Here is a 15,048-nt window from a genome sequence, read left to right on the forward strand (position 1 = left end):
TATCATTATAGAAAAAGAGGAAAAAATGCCTTCCGCACCCCTGAAAATCGTCAGAACTGTCAAGGACCTGCGGCAACAGGTCGGTGAATGGAAGCAACAGGGTCTGAAAGTGGGACTGGTACCGACCATGGGCGCCCTGCACCATGGTCACATTTCCCTGGTCAAACGGTTACAGGAAGATTGCGACCGCATCGTGGTCAGCATCTTCGTCAATCCCAAACAATTCGGCCCCAATGAGGATCTGGACAAATATCCAAGACAGGAACGTCAGGATGCAGATAAACTTACCGAAGCCGGGGTCGAGCTTCTCTATGCGCCGACAGTCGATGAAATGTATCCGGACGGTTTCCTGACCACCGTTTCCATCACCAGAATGACCGAAATTCTCTGCGGCGCCAACCGGCCCGGCCATTTTGACGGCGTCACCACCGTAGTTGCCAAGCTGCTTCTCCAATGCCTGCCCGACAGGGCCATTTTCGGCGAAAAGGATTTTCAACAACTAGCCGTCCTGAAAAAACTGGTTAAAGACCTGGATATTCCGGTGGAGGTTGTGTCCGGCACACTGATCCGCGATGAAGACGGCCTTGCCACATCCTCGCGCAATGTCTACCTCTCGCCTGAGGAACGCCAAACAGCGCTGGAAATACACAAAAGCCTCTCCCGGATCGTCACCGACCTCCAGGCAGGAACAAGGACTGTTTCCGAAGCCATCACAGCCGGAGAAAAGCATCTGCTGGAGGCCGGGTTCAACGAAGTTCAGTATCTGGAAGTACGCGATGCGGAAACCCTGGAACTGGTCGATAGCATCGAGCGCCCGGCCCGTGTGCTGGTCGCTGCTGTGCTCGGCAAGACACGCCTCATCGACAACATGGCGATCGAACCGGCCTATAGATAAAACGGGATATAAACAGCAAGCAAGCCTGGCGACAACAAACCTCAGCCATAGCAGGTGCTGAAGCAGCGGGCCTTGTGGCTGAATCAGACGTTAAATCAAGCGCTAAATCAGGCCAAGTTCCTGCAGATCCCGGCGGAGCGCCTTTGGCAAATCATCCGCCCTCTGTCCTTCCGGCAAGTCCCTTGGCGCATCGGCCGGTTCCAGATACCGCCAGCCCTGATGCGGGCGCCGCGGCTGGCTTTCCGTCCGCACCAGACCGGTATCCAGGATGATCTTGCACTTGGTGCCGTTATCCGTTTTCACTTCTTCAAAGCCGATGATCGGTTGCCGCACCAGGATAAAACCCTTTATGACCCAATAGAGTGCCCCACCGTCCAGAACTTCTTCCGCCCGTTTCGGGGCAAAGCGGGTGATGTGGTAATTATAGGGACGACCATCGGGCAATGTCTGTTCGCGCCCTTTGCGCACCTCAATCAGGTGCTCAACGCTGTCAATTCCCACACAGAGTTTCAGAAGATGAACGGTCATGGCATCGCTCAGAGCAGGAAAAGGGCAGCGAAACCGAGAAAGGCCAGAAACCCGATCACATCGGTAATAGCCGTCACCAGTACGGTACTGGCCAGGGCCGGGTCCACCTTCATCTTTTCGAGAGTCAACGGCACCATGATTCCGGCAAGACCGGCAACGATCATGTTGACCACCATGGCCAGGGCAATCACCCCGCCCAGCGCCGTGTTTGAAAACCATAGTAACGTCAACACACCGATCAGCACTGCCAGGGCGCAACCGTTGAGGAATCCAATCGATAATTCACGGGTCACCACGCGCAGGGCGTTGGAGGGCGTCAGTTCCTTGGTCGCCAGCGCCCGGACCGCAACGGTCATGGCCTGATTGCCCGCATTGCCGCCCAGCGAGGCCACAATGGGCATCAGAATAGCCAGGGCCACCATCTGCTGGATGGTAGCGTCAAACTGTGCAATCACCGAGGACGCCAACAGAGCCGTTCCCAGATTGACCACCAGCCACAAAATGCGGTTGCGCGAAGCTTCCCACACGCTTTCCAGAATATCCGTGTCCTGCACACCGGCCATACGCAGGATATCTTCCTGAACCTCTTCGTCCATCACGTCCACGACGTCATCGACGGTGATCATACCGATCAGTCGTCCGTTCTCGTCGACTACCCCCATGGAAGTCAGGTCATACTGACGAAACAGGAAGGCCACTTCCTCCTGGTCCATATCCACCGGCACCACCTTGGGGTCCGCATCCATGATCTCGCTGACCAATACGTCGCGACCGGACCGCAGTAGATGGCTGAGCCTTAATGTTCCGATAGGGTGATGCAACGGATCAACCACAAATATCTCGTAAAAATCTTCCGGCAGGGAAGCATCCTCGCGCAGGAAATCAATAACCTTACCCACGGACCAAAGGCTTGGCACAGCGATAAGCTTTTTCTGCAGCAGTCGCCCGGCGCTCTCTTCCGGATAGGACAGCCCCTCTTCGACGGCAATCCTGTCGTCTTCCGGCAAGGCTTCCAGAATCCTGCGCTGATCCGTTTCGTCCAGATCTTCCAGAAGGTGAATGGCGTCATCGGTTTCCAGTTCGGAAATGGCCTTGACCACATGCCGGTCTTCCATCTCCGTGATCACATGATCACGAGCCACCTCGTCCAGTTCGGTCAGGACCCCTGGATCAAGCTCCTCCCCCAGGTGGGACACCAGGGCGGCGCGATCTTCTGTGGTCAGCTGCTCAAGAAGGTCGGCCAGGTCGGCCGAATGGAGGGCTTCAACCACTTCATCAATGACGTCATGGTCTTCTTCCTCGAGGGCGCGGACAACTTCCTGGACAAGCTCGGGACCGTGCTGAAGCACTTCCTGCTTCAGTTTTTTCTTTTTCCGCTTCTTTTTCTTCTTTTTCTTCTTGCGCTCGGGCTCAAGAAGGTCCGGTGCCGTCATATGCTTCGCCCTTATGGTATGCGACAGGTATCCGATGATTCAGGTTTCGGGTCAAGGTCCAATGAATTTGACCCGTGAAATTTTATTTTAACGACGCCCTTCCGCTTTTGAAAGCCGGAAGGCATAATCCGCATAAAATAAAATTGAGGTCTTTTCATGAACACATTCATCCCGCCAAAAAGAACCCTGATGGGGCCCGGCCCCTCTGATGTGCCCGCCCGCGTGCTCGAGGCCCTGGCCCGCCCCACCATCGGCCATCTTGACCCGGCCTTCCAGGGCCTGATGGAGGAGATCAAGACACTCCTGAAATATGCCTTCCGGACGGAAAACGCCCTGACCTTTCCGTTGTCCGCTCCGGGATCGGCCGGAATGGAATGCGCCTTTGTCAATCTGCTGGAGCCCGGCGACAAGGCCATCATCTGCCGCAACGGTGTGTTTGGCGGACGCATGGTCGAGAATGTGGAACGCGCAGGCGCCATTGCCGTAGTGGTTGAAAATGATTGGGGAGAGCCCGTGGACCTGCAAATGGTCGAGGACGCCCTCCTCGACCATCCGGACGCCAAACTTCTGGCCTTTGTCCAGGCTGAAACCTCCACCGGGGTGATGTCCGATGCGGAAACCTTGTGCCGTCTGGCCCGGGACCATGACTGCCTGACCGTGGTGGATGCGGTAACCTCCCTCGGCGGCAGCCCGCTGGAGGTGGATAAATGGGGCATTGATGCGGTCTATAGCGGTAGTCAGAAATGCCTCAGCTGCCCGCCGGGCCTCTCCCCGGTCAGCTTTTCCGAACGGGCGCTGGATGTGATCAGGAGCCGGACAGAAAAGGTCCAGAGCTGGTTCCTGGACCTGAGCCTGGTTATGGATTACTGGGACGGCGAAGGCGGTCGCAGTTATCATCATACCGCCCCTGTTAACGCCATGTATGGCCTGCATGAAAGCCTGCTGATCCTAAAGGAGGAAGGATTGGAAGCCGCCTGGGCCCGGCACACCGCCATGCATGAAAGGTTGCGCGACGGGCTGGAGGAAATGGGCATCGAGTTCCTTGTCGCCCCGGAATATCGCCTGCCGCAGCTCAACACTATCAAAGTCCCGGATCATGTCACTGACGAGGCAACACTTCGGAAACGGCTTCTGGAGGAATTCAATCTGGAGATCGGCGCCGGATTAGGGGCGCTTGCCGGCAAGGTCTGGCGCATCGGCCTGATGGGCCATAGCGCGCGGGAAGAAAATGTAGAGCTCTGCTTGCGGGCGTTGAGGCGGGTGCTGAATTAGGAGCAACTGTAAAATGCATTTCTTCGATATGACATTTACAACCGATAAAAAGCAATACCTTCGCTTTACCGGCATTAAATCAAATCTACAAATTGTTGAACTATTCAGAATGAAGTTCGCCAAGAATGAAAATTGCATCTATCTATTCTTCAAGAATCCCGTGAACCAACAAGATGTCAGAATTACTATGCATAGTTCCGGCATAGTCAATATACATGAAAAAAGGGGTGAAACCGAAGGCTCGAAAAGGATCATTCAAGAGCCGACCACTGAAAAGCTGGTACGGCATGTGGCAACCGCAGAATTTCTTTTTGCTGAAAAGTTTCCTAAAGTCTCTATTGAAAAAGTGAATTCATCTAAAAAAAACATAATATACACTCCAATTAATATCTTCGGACAACATTTCAGGTTTACTATTCTGTGTATCCATAAAGACGTTGACTGGAATACACCCCGTATAGATCAAATAGAATGTAACGCGCTAAATTTAGCATTCCCTGACGGAGACTACTTTTTCCAATGTTTAACTTGGGTACCTTCAAACCCAACCTTAAAAACAGAAGGTATTGCTTTTCTATTTGGCGGGTCCAATCCCGAAATAGATAAGATATACGAAACGGTAGGGCTGCTTTAGGCGGCTCAACCTTCGGGTAACCCCTTTTATTGATTAATTTCAGTGAACTTTTATGGACGAGGTATCTGGAAGAGAATGTAGAGCTCTGCTTGCAGGCGTTGAGGCGGGTGCTGAATTAAGAGATATCGGATGATATAAAACTGTTACCCGCCATCCCTTTCGGGGATATAGTGCCATTGAATTAAACAAGTAACCACAGCGTCCTGAAAAATGAATGACTTCACCCGGAACAATACTCCTGACCATACCCGGCTAGCCGGTATCAGCCTGATCCTCGGCGGCGCCCGCTCCGGCAAAAGCCGGTTTGGCGAACGCCTGGCCCTTGGACTGGACGATAACCCCGTCTATCTCGCCACAGCAGAGATTCGGGATGAAGAGATGAGAGAGAGAATAGACCTGCACAAAAGGGACCGCAGTGATAACTGGACCACCCTTGAGGAACCGCTGGAGATTGCCGACAAAATTGCCGGACAGGGGACCATGGTCATCGACTGCCTGACCCTGTGGCTCAGCAATCTGATGGAACGGGAAAGAGATGTGAAGAAAGAAACAGAGAGGTTTGTCAACGCCCTCGGCCAAAGCCAGGGTAACGTCATTATGATTTCCAACGAAACGGGGCTCGGCATCGTGCCGGACAATGCCCTGGCCCGAACCTTCCGCGATCAGGCCGGGCGCCTTAATCAGAGAGTTGCGGAAGTGGCCGACAACGTCATTTTCATGGCCGCGGGTTTGCCCATGGTCCTCAAAAAAAACGGTGAGCCAATCTGGGGAGACTATATGTGACGAGCCTGCCCTTTAACAGCAGAGAAGATTTCCTCAGCGTCCTCACAAACCTGCCAACCACAGATAAAAGTTATACGGATTTTGCCCGCCACAGGCAGGATAGCCTGACTAAGCCGCAGGGCTCCCTCGGCAAGCTGGAAGAACTTTCCATATTCATGGCCGGATGGCAAACCCGTGAATTTCCCCGGCTTGAAAAGGTTTCATGCCTTGTATTTGCCGGCAATCACGGTGTTGTCTCGCAAGGTATTTCCGCCTATCCGCCGGAAGTCACCGCGCAGATGGTTCAGAATTTTAAAAATGGCGGAGCCGCTATAAATCAACTCTGCACACTTTCCGGAGCAGAACTCAAAGTCATCCCCCTCGACCTTGACCGTCCCACGGGCGACTTCACTGAAGAACCGGCCATGAGCGAGGAAGAATTGTGCAAGGCATTACAGGCCGGTGCCGATGCGGTCCCGACGGAGGCTGATTGCCTGCTGCTGGGGGAAATGGGTATCGGCAATACAACATCCGCAGCGGCGCTGTCGTTGGCGTTGTTCGGCGGCGGCGGGCAACAGTGGGTCGGCCGCGGCACCGGACTGGAAGATGAAAAGCTGGCCCATAAAACCGCAGTCGTGGAAAAGGCCGTTAAACTGCATCAGTCCGGGATTGCAGATTCCTTTGAATTGCTGCGGCGTCTGGGCGGACGGGAACTTGCCGCCATTGCCGGGGCGGTAATCGCCGCCCGCCATAACCGGATACCGGTCCTGCTGGATGGTTTTATCTCTACCGCGGCGGCGGCCAGCCTGATCAGAAGCGCCCCGGACAGTCTTGATCATTGCCAGGTTTCGCACCTGTCGGTCGAGCCCGGTCATCGTCATCTGGTGGAAGCACTTGGCAAATCCCCCATCCTGCAGTTGGATATGCGGCTCGGCGAAGCCTCCGGCGCCGCCGTAGCCCTGATGATCCTGCGGGCGGCGCTTGCCACCTATTCCGGCATGGCCAGTTTCGAAGAAGCCCATGTCTCCAGGTCAGTGCAATGAATGAGTTGCCAGAAACCCAGAAACAACATCACAGCCCCGCACTGGTCCGGGATATTGCCGCTGCCCTGATGGTGCTGACACGAATACCTGTCCCATGGGAACGCCTTTCGGATCATGCGCCGGACATTTCCCGCAGCCTGTGGGCCTATCCGCTTGTGGGTCTGCTGGTAGCGGCATGTGGTGGATTTATATTCTGGGGTACCCAGGCACTGCTGTTACCGTCCTGGATTGCCGCCTTTCTGGCTTTGGCCGCCATGATTTTTCTCACAGGCGCCTTCCATGAAGACGGCCTTGCCGATGTGGCGGACGGTTTCGGCGGCGGCCTGACGCGGGACCGCAAGCTGGAAATCATGCGGGACAGCCGGGTCGGCACTTACGGGGCCCTGGCCCTGATTTTATCCATTGCCCTGCGCGCTGCAGCCCTTGGCGTTATGACATCGTCCGGCGCCCTCATCGCCCTGTTGATCAGTGGCGCTTTCAGCCGGTTGGCGATTGTCTTTGCCATTTCCTCCCTCCCCCCTGCCCGCAAGGACGGTCTTGCGGCAGGGACGGAAAAACCCGCACCGATATTGATCGGCGTTGCCCTGGGTATAAGTCTGCTGCCGGCGTTTTTCCTGCTCGGTTGGCCCGCAATGACCCTGTGCCTGCTTCTGTCACTTGCTGCGGTTTTCCTCATGGGAAGGCTTGCCATGAGGCAGGTGGGCGGTATCACCGGAGATGTCCTTGGCGCCGTCCAGCAGATCAGCGAAATTGCCATCCTGCTCGGTTTGCTCTCCTTCTGGAATTTCGCCTCATGAGCATCATCGACTGGTATCTTGTCCGTCATGCCCCGGTTCTCGGTGCCAGGGAAAATCTTTATAAATCCGCCGACGAACCGGCCGATCTTTCCAACCATGCAGCTCTTGACTGGATTGCCCAAAGGTTACCGGATCAGGCCCAGTGGTTCTCAAGCCCGCTTCAGCGTACCCGGCAAACCGCGCAGGCCCTGCGGGAACGCAAGCAGGTAACCGGGGAGCTGATCACCTCCCCGGAACTGACGGAACAGGATTTCGGCGACTGGTACGGTCTGGAATTTGATAAACTATGGCCTAAAATAGAGGGCCTGCCACCCCATAACTGGTCATTGCTGGCGGCAGACAGCACCCCTCCCGGCGGGGAATCCTTCACTCAGGTTGCTGCACGGGCGACAAGCTTTTTGGAAGGTCATGTCGGGGATGGTTCGACGGCACCCCGGGTTATTGTCACCCATGCCGGCGTCATCCGGGCCATTCTCGGTCATTGCTTCGAGCTTGCCCCGGACCTGGCCCTGAATTTCGCCCTGGATACCCTTTCCCTTACCCATCTGCAGTTCAGTGCCAAGGAGTTTCGCGGCGGCCACTGGCGGCTGGTTGGCCTCAATCACGTCCTTCCGGATTAAAAATCAACACCGCGGACCGGCTTGAAGCCAGCATCAAAAGGATGCTTGATATTCTGCATTTCCGTGACCAGATCGGCCACCTCCATCAATTCCTTTGGGGCATCCCGTCCGGTAACAAAGACGGAGCAATCCTTCTGTCGCGACTGAAGTCCTGCAATCACTTCCTCGACCGGCAGGTAATCATTGCGCAGGACAATATTCAGCTCATCCAGGACAACCAGCGCGTAATCTCCGCTCTGCATCATCCCGAGCCCGACATTCCAGGCTTCACGCGCCGCGGCAATGTCCCGCTCCCGGTCCTGGGTATCCCAGGTAAACCCCTCGCCCATGACCCTGAAATCGACCAAATCCTCGAAACGCTTGAAAAACAGCCGCTCACCGGTTTTCCATTTTCCCTTGATAAACTGCACCACACCGACTTTTTTATTCCAGCCCAGGGCGCGCAGAACAGTGCCAAAGGCCGCCGTTGTCTTGCCTTTGCCCGAACCGGTATTGACCATCAGAAGGCCGCACTCCTGCTTTGCTTTCTCCGCCATCTTTTGCCGATGGGCCGCCTGCTGCTTTTTCATTTCTTCGCGGTGCTGTTCGTTTTTATCCTGCGCAGTCATCTGCTTTCCTTTTCAGCTGTTGCTCCAGTCTTTTCCAGGCCGCCTCGCTCCCCGGCAGTCCAAAACGGAGATGGCGGGAATTTTCCGGGAAAGTCCTCACATAAATTCCTTCCCGTAACAGATGTTCAGCCCGGGCCGCTGCATCCTCTGCCTCCACAAGACAATAAAGCAGGGTCGAGCCGACAACCCTGAAACCGGATGTCGATAGCAGGGCGGCAAGCCTGTCCATTTCCCCGGCAAGTGCTTCACGGGTTCCCGCGATCCATTCGTGGTCCCTGTAAAAATGCCCGAACACCCTTAAGGTCAGGGTCGAAATCTCCCACAAAGGGCATTTAGCCGTGATGTTTTCCTTCAGGCTTCCCGTCGCAACCACGGCCCCGAGCCTTAATCCCGCAAGTCCGGAAAATTTTCCCGCTGACCGCAGCACAACCAATCCTTCCCGCAGAGGAAAATTCAACAGGCTGAGCCCCGGCTCGATATCTGCAAAGGCCTCATCAATGATGACTGTCCCGCCCCGCTCGATATGCGCGAGGCAAAGCAGATAGAGCTTTTCCGGATCGAATTTCCGGCCATCCGGGTTATTGGGATGGGTCAGCACCAAAACGGAGCCTTCCGGTAAAAAGGTCATGATGTCCCAGTCATAAGGGATATGATGGACCCGATGTCCGTTTTTATGCCAGGCCAGGCCATGCTCCGAATAGGTCGGACCGGGAATATAGACATCACGCCCGGCATCCACGCAGAGCGGCAACATTTCGATCGCGGCCTGGGAACCGGGTGTCAGGGTCACATGGTCGTCTTCTACACCGAGATATTGGGCACAGGCCGTGCGGCAAAACTCCATATCCTGCCCCCCCGGCAACCGCGCTGCCGCCGCTTCCAGCTCCGCCATCGGGACCTTTTCCGTCCAGGGCCAGGGATTGGGATTGATGCCTGTGGACAGGTCAATCCAGGGCACCGGGGCGGTCGGGTATAGATCCATTGCCTCGGCAAGGTCTCCGCCATGGACTCTCTTTTTCATAGCAGCACTCCCATACTCAGCGACAATCCGAGCAATATGCCACAGGTCGTCTTGACCACGCCAAGGGCCTGGAGGATATCTCCTTTCTCAAGATGGTCGCGCCCTGTTCCCAGATAGGCGCCACTGACTTCGGTGGTGCCATAGCTCCGCGGCCCGCCAAGGCGGAAAGAGAGAACGTTGGCGATGGCTGCCTCTGGCCAGCCAGCATTGATCGAAAGATGCCCCTGTGCCTGTTTCATGGTCTGCTTCATTGTTTCCAGAAACTGACACCGCCCCCCGACCCAACCCGCCAAAGCAAAGATAATTGCTGTAATCCGCGCCGGCAGAAAATTAGCCAGATCGTCCAGGCGAGCGGCGGCCTTGCCAAAATATTCGTACTTGTCTGATCGGTGTCCAATCATGCTGTCCGCCGTATTTATGGCCTTGTAGCCTACCAGTCCCGGAAGTCCGGCAATCAGAAACCAGAACGCCGGCGCCACCACACCATCCGAGAAATTTTCCGCCAGGCTTTCCACGGCTGCCCGATTCACGCCCGCCTCATCCAGTGTTTCAACATTCCTGCCCACAATCAGAGCAACCGCGGCTCTGGCGCTGTCAATATCCTGAGAAGCACCAACGGCAGACACATGATCATAAAGGCTTCGTGCCGCAACCAGGCTGCTGCCAAAAACAACCACCATCCCCCAGGCCGCCCAGTCGGGTAACATCTGGAACAGAAGACGCTCGACACCCCAGGCCCCCAAAATCCAGAACGACAGATAAACTGACAGGGAGAGCAGGCCGCGAAGAAAATTTTCCCTGTGGCCTGCAGTATGCCAGTGATTGAAATGGCGATCGAAAAAGTCCAGAATATTCCCCATGATGACAACCGGGTGCGGGACCCGGCCATAAAGCCATTTCGGTTCCCCGCTGATCAGATCCAGAATTAGAATAAGGAAAAGCGCCAACGCCGGGTTCATTCAGACGCCCCCGCCACCTGTCCTTCCGCATTTTCCAGTTTTGCCAGTTCGGCGAGGATATATTCGGCGGCATCCGGCAGGAATATCCCGTTACAGGAAAGGTATTTTCCCGGCACATAGATGGTGGGAATATCCTTCAACATGCGCTCCACCATGCCATGCCGGGAGATGCTCCAGCTGGAATTGTGATTGGACTCCATGTCAAAAAAACTGGCGATGATCAGGTCGGGCTTTCGGGAAACCAGGTGCTCGAGCGGGGTTTGCTGCCAGCCGGAATAATCGAATTCATCGGCCATGGTTCTGAAGCCCGCCAGATTAAGAAGATCGTTCACATAGGTACCCTTGCCTGCAGTAATTCCGCTTGGCGTGAGGTAGAGAACCAATTGTGGTTTCCTTGGCAAATGCTCCAGTTTGTCGAAACGGCCGGCAAGTTGTTTGATTTTTTCCTCGGCACGTTTCTCCTGCCCCAAGGCGTGACCGATAATCCTGATATTGTTCAGCAGAACATCCCTCTGGTATCCGTATCCTGCCGAAGCGATTTTATAGCCCTGATCCTGTAAATAGTTCACATACCCGGATCCGGCCCAGTATCGGGCGATAACATCAGGTTGATAGGCCAGAATTTCCTCAAGCGTGGACCCAAACTGTGGCAAGCCCTCGGCCAGATCCCGATAGAAGCTGTGCACGTCGGTGGCGTCCCGTGAAAGGGCGATAACCTGCTCCCGGTCTGCCAGTGCCAGCACATACTGGTCGGAACAATAATCCAGAGAGACGGCCCGTGGTTTTTGTGCTTCATCCGCCTGAGCAGAAAACGGCAACAGAAGTGCCGCCCCGAAAAACAACACAAATTTCAGGGCGGCGCATTTCATGATCAGAACCCTGCCCGGGCGCCGATATAGAAGGAACGGTCCGGTGTGCCGTAACCGTATATCTGCTGATATTCCTTATCGAACAGATTGTCTACACGGCCAAAGATTTCGAAGGTATCATTGATCCGGTAGCTGGTGCGAAGGTCCACCCGGGTCCATGCCTCTACAGACGGCGAATAGGGATCCCTTTCCTCACTATTGTGAGTGGCGCTCAACGCCAGTAACAGGTCGGCGCTCGCCTGCCATTCGATCTGGCCAAAAACCATATGCTCCGGCACACGGTCCAGCTTTACTCCTGTCGCACCGTCTTCCGCATCCGTATAGGTATAATTGGCGGAAAGACGAATGCTGTCCAGAACCTGGGCGTCAAACCGCAGTTCCAGCCCCTGGGTTTCGACCTCGGCGATATTGTCATACCCGGCCGTATAGGAAAAATCGATCATATTGTCGATGTTGTGATGGAACCAAGTCACAGCAACAAACAAACGGTCCTCGAAGAGATTCTGCTCAACACCGATTTCCCAGCCCTCGGATTCCTCCGGCTTCAGGTTGGGATTGGCTACCGTCAGGCCGCAGAAGGTACAGATATAGGTCAGCTGATAAACACTTGGCGCCTTAAAGCTTTCACCCCAGTTGGCAAAGAGCTTTGTGCCGGTATCTTCCATATAATAGGAAGCCGTCAGACGCGGGGTTGTGGTGTCGCCATAACGGTTATGATCGTCATAACGCAGACCCGCCGTCAGGGTCAGCCCCGCCAGCCCCTGCCAGGCAACCTCGCCCACCAGACTGTCGATATTGAATTTTTCGTCTGTGACTGTTTCCGCTTTTGTTTCCTCGTGCTGGGCCCCAAAGGACAAGGTCAGAGACGGATCGATTTCATATACGCCAAAATAGTCAACATTCCAGCGCGTTCCCTCGGCCAGATAACTCTGTACCCCGTCAGAAAAATTTTCCCGGTCGGTTTCAGAATAGTTCACGGAAACCGTATTGTGGAACTTTCCATCGGCCACATCATAGAACCATTTGCCGCCGATCAGGAATTCTTCCGTAAAGCCGACTTCATCGCCATCCGCCGGACCGTAGCCGTCATATTCATTGCGGCTTTTTGAATAGCGGGTCACAACTTCCGTATTAAATTCAGGGGCAATTTCCGCATTGATCTTACCGTGCAGGGTATAGTTCCAGTAACCATCTTCTTCGGAATTGCCGTTATTTTCATCGGCCTTTGAAATACCGTCTGTATCAATGCCGGATATACCGAGGCTGAATTTCAGCTTGTCATTGCCGCCCAGCAGCAGGCCACTACCCCGATATGTATTATAGGAACCGGCTTCGACGGTGGCCGTTCCGCCCAGACCTTCCTTGCCGCTTTTGGTAATGATATTGATTACGCCGCCAATGGCATCGGATCCATACATGATGGATTGCGGGCCTTTAAGCACCTCGATCCGCTCAATTCCATTCGCTTCCAGATTGGCAAAATTATAGCTGCCGCCGGTGCCGGAAACATCATTAATCTGCACGCCGTCAATCAGGATGACGGTCTGGTCGCTGGAGGCCCCGCGAATGCGAATGGAAGAAGATCCTCCGAAAGATCCGTTGCCATTCAGGCTCAGGCCCGGCACATTCTGCAGAATGTCCTGCACAAAGTAATCCTGCCGCTTTTGAATATCCAGATCATTCAGCACCTCGATACTGCTGCCCACTTCTGAAAGCGGTTTTTCATAACGTGTTGCCGTGACAACGATTTCCTCGGCAATGTCGGTTACGTCCTCGGCCAGCACAGGGCTAACAAGAGCCGTACCGGCCAACAGGGTGAGTGTGGATGATCTGAGTTGTTGTTTGACTAACATTCTAAATACTCCAAGTGTCCCAAGGGACTGTTTGCACTAATGCTGTGGGAGTATTTGAAAGATTTGCCAGACACTCCGCACAAGCAACGGGTGTCGCCTGTACGGATTACCGCTCTGATCCATTAGCCCGATGGTCAGAAGGGCGACCGGATGGCAGGTTTCCTGGCTTCCGGGTTTTCACTCTCGCCCGACCTTCCCGGACATTGTCCAGTGGTCAATAAACGGGCTCAAGCTCGCCGGTTACAGTTGCGGGTACAGCCATGGTTTTGAATAATTCCGCACCATGTTCCCTTTTACCCCCTTACGGGGCACCATCCAGGGAGACTTATACACACAGTTATTATTTTGTGCAATGCAAGAGAATTCAATTTCGCTCGAGCCGGCCTCCTCAGGACCCTCGCCGGTTAAATTAGCCAATGATTTTCGGACCTTAGCTTACGCTTTTTGAAGCATTCATGTTATGAATATATAATGCACAATATGCATTTTACGCATGCCATTTCCTCTTCTATCATATCCACTATATCAACCAGCCACCCAGGAGCATTCATGACCAAGTCAACTCAAAACCGCGTTATCGTTGCCGGTGTGGGAATGATCCCTTTTACCAAGCCCGGCGCTTCGGAAACCTACGACATTATGGGGGCCCGGGCGACCAGAGAGGCTTTAACCGATGCCGGACTCTCCTATGATCAATTGCAGCAAGCCTATGTGGGGTATGTTTATGGTGACTCCACCTCCGGCCAAAAGGCACTTTACAAGGTGGGTATGACCGGCATTCCGGTTTTCAATGTCAACAATAACTGCTCGACCGGCTCCTCCGCTCTGTTCCTGGCCCGTCAGGCGATCGAGTCAGGCATGGCCGATTGCGTCATTGCCCTGGGGTTCGAGCAGATGAACCCAGGCGCCCTGGGTGCCCAGTTTACGGACCGGCCGAGCCCGTTCGACCCCTTTGATGAAACCTGCGGCGAGTTGATCAACCAGCCGGAAATCCCCATGGCATTACGCTATTTCGGCGGAGCCGGACTGGCGCATATGGAAAAATATGGTTCAACCCTGGAAGACTTCGCCAGAATCCGCGCCAAAGCCAGCCTTCATGCGACAAACAATCCTTTGGCCCTGTTCCGACAGAAGCTGTCCCCTGAAGATGTCCTTAACTCCCCCGTTATGTGGCCCGGGGTAATGACACGCCTGATGGCCTGCCCGCCGACCTGCGGTGCGGCCGCCGCCGTTCTGGTCTCAGAGGAATACGCCAGAAAGCATAACCTGCGAAGCGATGTATCGATTGCGGCCCAGGCCATGACCACGGATATGCCAGGCAGCTTTGATTCCCGGGACATGATGAAGCTTGTCGGTTACGACATGACTTATGAGGCCTCCCGCCAGGTTTATGAGCAGGCCGGGATCGGACCGGATGATGTTGATGTGGTGGAACTGCATGACTGTTTTGCCCACAACGAGCTGATCACCTATGAAGGTCTTGGCCTGTGCCCCGAAGGCGGCGCGTCAAAATTTATCGCAGACGGCGATTACACCTACGGTGGGAAAGTCGTCACCAACCCGTCCGGCGGGCTGCTCTCTAAAGGGCACCCTCTCGGCGCGACCGGTCTGGCCCAGTGCTATGAACTGACCAACCAGCTTCGCGGGACTGCCGAAGCACGACAGGTTGACGGTGCCCGGAATGCCCTGCAGCACAATCTGGGCCTGGGCGGCGCCTGTGTTGTCACGCTGTACCAAGCCGTCGGGGGTTAAGC

The 15,048-nt window shown here is 54.9% G+C and carries 15 protein-coding genes and 1 riboswitch; of the genes, 8 read left to right on the top strand and 7 right to left on the bottom strand.

The window, feature by feature from the left end; all coding sequences use genetic code 11:
- Positions 1-25: 25 nt before the first annotated feature.
- The gene (gene panC, locus ACN0YD_RS07935; RefSeq protein WP_417318508.1) at positions 26-895 is read left to right on the top strand and encodes a pantoate--beta-alanine ligase; all 870 of its coding nucleotides are present in this window, start codon (positions 26-28) and stop codon (positions 893-895) included.
- 102 nt (positions 896-997) lie between these two features.
- Here panC and ACN0YD_RS07940 read toward each other — a convergent pair whose 3' ends face one another.
- On the bottom strand, positions 998-1,423 hold the full coding sequence (locus tag ACN0YD_RS07940; protein WP_417318510.1) for a DUF1489 family protein: 426 nt from the start codon (positions 1,421-1,423) through the stop codon (positions 998-1,000).
- A gap of 8 nt (positions 1,424-1,431) precedes the next feature.
- The gene (mgtE, locus tag ACN0YD_RS07945; RefSeq protein WP_417318512.1) at positions 1,432-2,856 is read right to left on the bottom strand and encodes a magnesium transporter; all 1,425 of its coding nucleotides are present in this window, start codon (positions 2,854-2,856) and stop codon (positions 1,432-1,434) included.
- A gap of 156 nt (positions 2,857-3,012) precedes the next feature.
- On the opposite strand from mgtE, the gene ACN0YD_RS07950 reads away from it, so the two are divergent.
- The 6 genes from ACN0YD_RS07950 (at position 3,013) to ACN0YD_RS07975 (ending at position 7,984) form a co-directional block, all read left to right on the top strand.
- On the top strand, positions 3,013-4,128 hold the full coding sequence (locus ACN0YD_RS07950) for a pyridoxal-phosphate-dependent aminotransferase family protein (protein ID WP_417318514.1): 1,116 nt from the start codon (positions 3,013-3,015) through the stop codon (positions 4,126-4,128).
- 13 nt (positions 4,129-4,141) lie between these two features.
- Entirely contained in the window at positions 4,142-4,762 is a 621-nt protein-coding gene (locus tag ACN0YD_RS07955) for a hypothetical protein (RefSeq protein WP_417318516.1), read from the top strand.
- A 210-nt stretch (positions 4,763-4,972) separates the two neighbouring features.
- Positions 4,973-5,545: a bifunctional adenosylcobinamide kinase/adenosylcobinamide-phosphate guanylyltransferase gene (gene cobU, locus ACN0YD_RS07960; RefSeq protein ID WP_417318518.1), complete on the top strand. Its 573-nt coding sequence runs from the start codon at positions 4,973-4,975 to the stop codon at positions 5,543-5,545.
- Positions 5,546-5,550: 5 nt separating this feature from the next.
- Positions 5,551-6,567, top strand: coding sequence for a nicotinate-nucleotide--dimethylbenzimidazole phosphoribosyltransferase (cobT, locus tag ACN0YD_RS07965; protein WP_417318881.1), 1,017 nt, complete (start codon positions 5,551-5,553; stop codon positions 6,565-6,567).
- Entirely contained in the window at positions 6,564-7,364 is an 801-nt protein-coding gene (cobS, locus tag ACN0YD_RS07970; protein WP_417318520.1) for an adenosylcobinamide-GDP ribazoletransferase, read from the top strand. Before cobT ends, cobS begins: the two co-directional genes overlap by 4 nt.
- On the top strand, positions 7,361-7,984 hold the full coding sequence (locus tag ACN0YD_RS07975) for a histidine phosphatase family protein (protein WP_417318521.1): 624 nt from the start codon (positions 7,361-7,363) through the stop codon (positions 7,982-7,984). The genes cobS and ACN0YD_RS07975 overlap by 4 nt, the downstream gene beginning before the upstream one ends.
- On the opposite strand, the gene cobO is transcribed toward ACN0YD_RS07975, so the two are convergent.
- The 5 genes from cobO to ACN0YD_RS08000 are packed head-to-tail and all read right to left on the bottom strand — an operon-like array spanning position 7,981 to position 13,294.
- The gene (cobO, locus tag ACN0YD_RS07980; RefSeq protein WP_417318523.1) at positions 7,981-8,592 is read right to left on the bottom strand and encodes a cob(I)yrinic acid a,c-diamide adenosyltransferase; all 612 of its coding nucleotides are present in this window, start codon (positions 8,590-8,592) and stop codon (positions 7,981-7,983) included. The genes ACN0YD_RS07975 and cobO overlap by 4 nt on opposite strands.
- Positions 8,576-9,613, bottom strand: coding sequence for a threonine-phosphate decarboxylase (locus ACN0YD_RS07985; protein WP_417318525.1), 1,038 nt, complete (start codon positions 9,611-9,613; stop codon positions 8,576-8,578). Before ACN0YD_RS07985 ends, cobO begins: the two co-directional genes overlap by 17 nt.
- Positions 9,610-10,572, bottom strand: a complete 963-nt coding sequence (gene cbiB / locus ACN0YD_RS07990; protein WP_417318527.1) for an adenosylcobinamide-phosphate synthase CbiB — start codon at positions 10,570-10,572, stop codon at positions 9,610-9,612. Before cbiB ends, ACN0YD_RS07985 begins: the two co-directional genes overlap by 4 nt.
- The gene (locus tag ACN0YD_RS07995) at positions 10,569-11,441 is read right to left on the bottom strand and encodes an ABC transporter substrate-binding protein (protein ID WP_417318528.1); all 873 of its coding nucleotides are present in this window, start codon (positions 11,439-11,441) and stop codon (positions 10,569-10,571) included. Before ACN0YD_RS07995 ends, cbiB begins: the two co-directional genes overlap by 4 nt.
- A 2-nt stretch (positions 11,442-11,443) precedes the next feature.
- On the bottom strand, positions 11,444-13,294 hold the full coding sequence (locus tag ACN0YD_RS08000; protein ID WP_417318529.1) for a TonB-dependent receptor plug domain-containing protein: 1,851 nt from the start codon (positions 13,292-13,294) through the stop codon (positions 11,444-11,446).
- Between the two features lie 134 nt (positions 13,295-13,428).
- Positions 13,429-13,625, bottom strand: a riboswitch (cobalamin riboswitch).
- A 218-nt stretch (positions 13,626-13,843) separates the two neighbouring features.
- Here ACN0YD_RS08000 and ACN0YD_RS08005 point away from each other — a divergent pair.
- Positions 13,844-15,046 (top strand): lipid-transfer protein, encoded by a 1,203-nt coding sequence (locus ACN0YD_RS08005; RefSeq protein ID WP_417318531.1) that lies wholly within the window; start codon positions 13,844-13,846, stop codon positions 15,044-15,046.
- Positions 15,047-15,048: the final 2 nt, after the last annotated feature.

Source organism: Emcibacter sp. (assembly GCF_048269205.1).
Lineage (GTDB): Bacteria > Pseudomonadota > Alphaproteobacteria > Sphingomonadales > Emcibacteraceae > Emcibacter.

What these genes read in the sequence shown, in the direction of transcription:
- panC (WP_417318508.1), top strand. Translation starts at nt 26, where the DNA reads ATGCCTTCCGCACCCCTGAAAATCGTCAGAACTGTCAAGGACCTGCGG.
- ACN0YD_RS07940 (WP_417318510.1), bottom strand. Translation starts at nt 1,423, where the DNA reads ATGACCGTTCATCTTCTGAAACTCTGTGTGGGAATTGACAGCGTTGAG.
- mgtE (WP_417318512.1), bottom strand. Translation starts at nt 2,856, where the DNA reads ATGACGGCACCGGACCTTCTTGAGCCCGAGCGCAAGAAGAAAAAGAAG.
- ACN0YD_RS07950 (WP_417318514.1), top strand. Translation starts at nt 3,013, where the DNA reads ATGAACACATTCATCCCGCCAAAAAGAACCCTGATGGGGCCCGGCCCC.
- ACN0YD_RS07955 (WP_417318516.1), top strand. Translation starts at nt 4,142, where the DNA reads ATGCATTTCTTCGATATGACATTTACAACCGATAAAAAGCAATACCTT.
- cobU (WP_417318518.1), top strand. Translation starts at nt 4,973, where the DNA reads ATGAATGACTTCACCCGGAACAATACTCCTGACCATACCCGGCTAGCC.
- cobS (WP_417318520.1), top strand. Translation starts at nt 6,564, where the DNA reads ATGAATGAGTTGCCAGAAACCCAGAAACAACATCACAGCCCCGCACTG.
- ACN0YD_RS07975 (WP_417318521.1), top strand. Translation starts at nt 7,361, where the DNA reads ATGAGCATCATCGACTGGTATCTTGTCCGTCATGCCCCGGTTCTCGGT.
- cobO (WP_417318523.1), bottom strand. Translation starts at nt 8,592, where the DNA reads ATGACTGCGCAGGATAAAAACGAACAGCACCGCGAAGAAATGAAAAAG.
- ACN0YD_RS07985 (WP_417318525.1), bottom strand. Translation starts at nt 9,613, where the DNA reads ATGAAAAAGAGAGTCCATGGCGGAGACCTTGCCGAGGCAATGGATCTA.
- cbiB (WP_417318527.1), bottom strand. Translation starts at nt 10,572, where the DNA reads ATGAACCCGGCGTTGGCGCTTTTCCTTATTCTAATTCTGGATCTGATC.
- ACN0YD_RS07995 (WP_417318528.1), bottom strand. Translation starts at nt 11,441, where the DNA reads ATGAAATGCGCCGCCCTGAAATTTGTGTTGTTTTTCGGGGCGGCACTT.
- ACN0YD_RS08000 (WP_417318529.1), bottom strand. Translation starts at nt 13,294, where the DNA reads ATGTTAGTCAAACAACAACTCAGATCATCCACACTCACCCTGTTGGCC.
- ACN0YD_RS08005 (WP_417318531.1), top strand. Translation starts at nt 13,844, where the DNA reads ATGACCAAGTCAACTCAAAACCGCGTTATCGTTGCCGGTGTGGGAATG.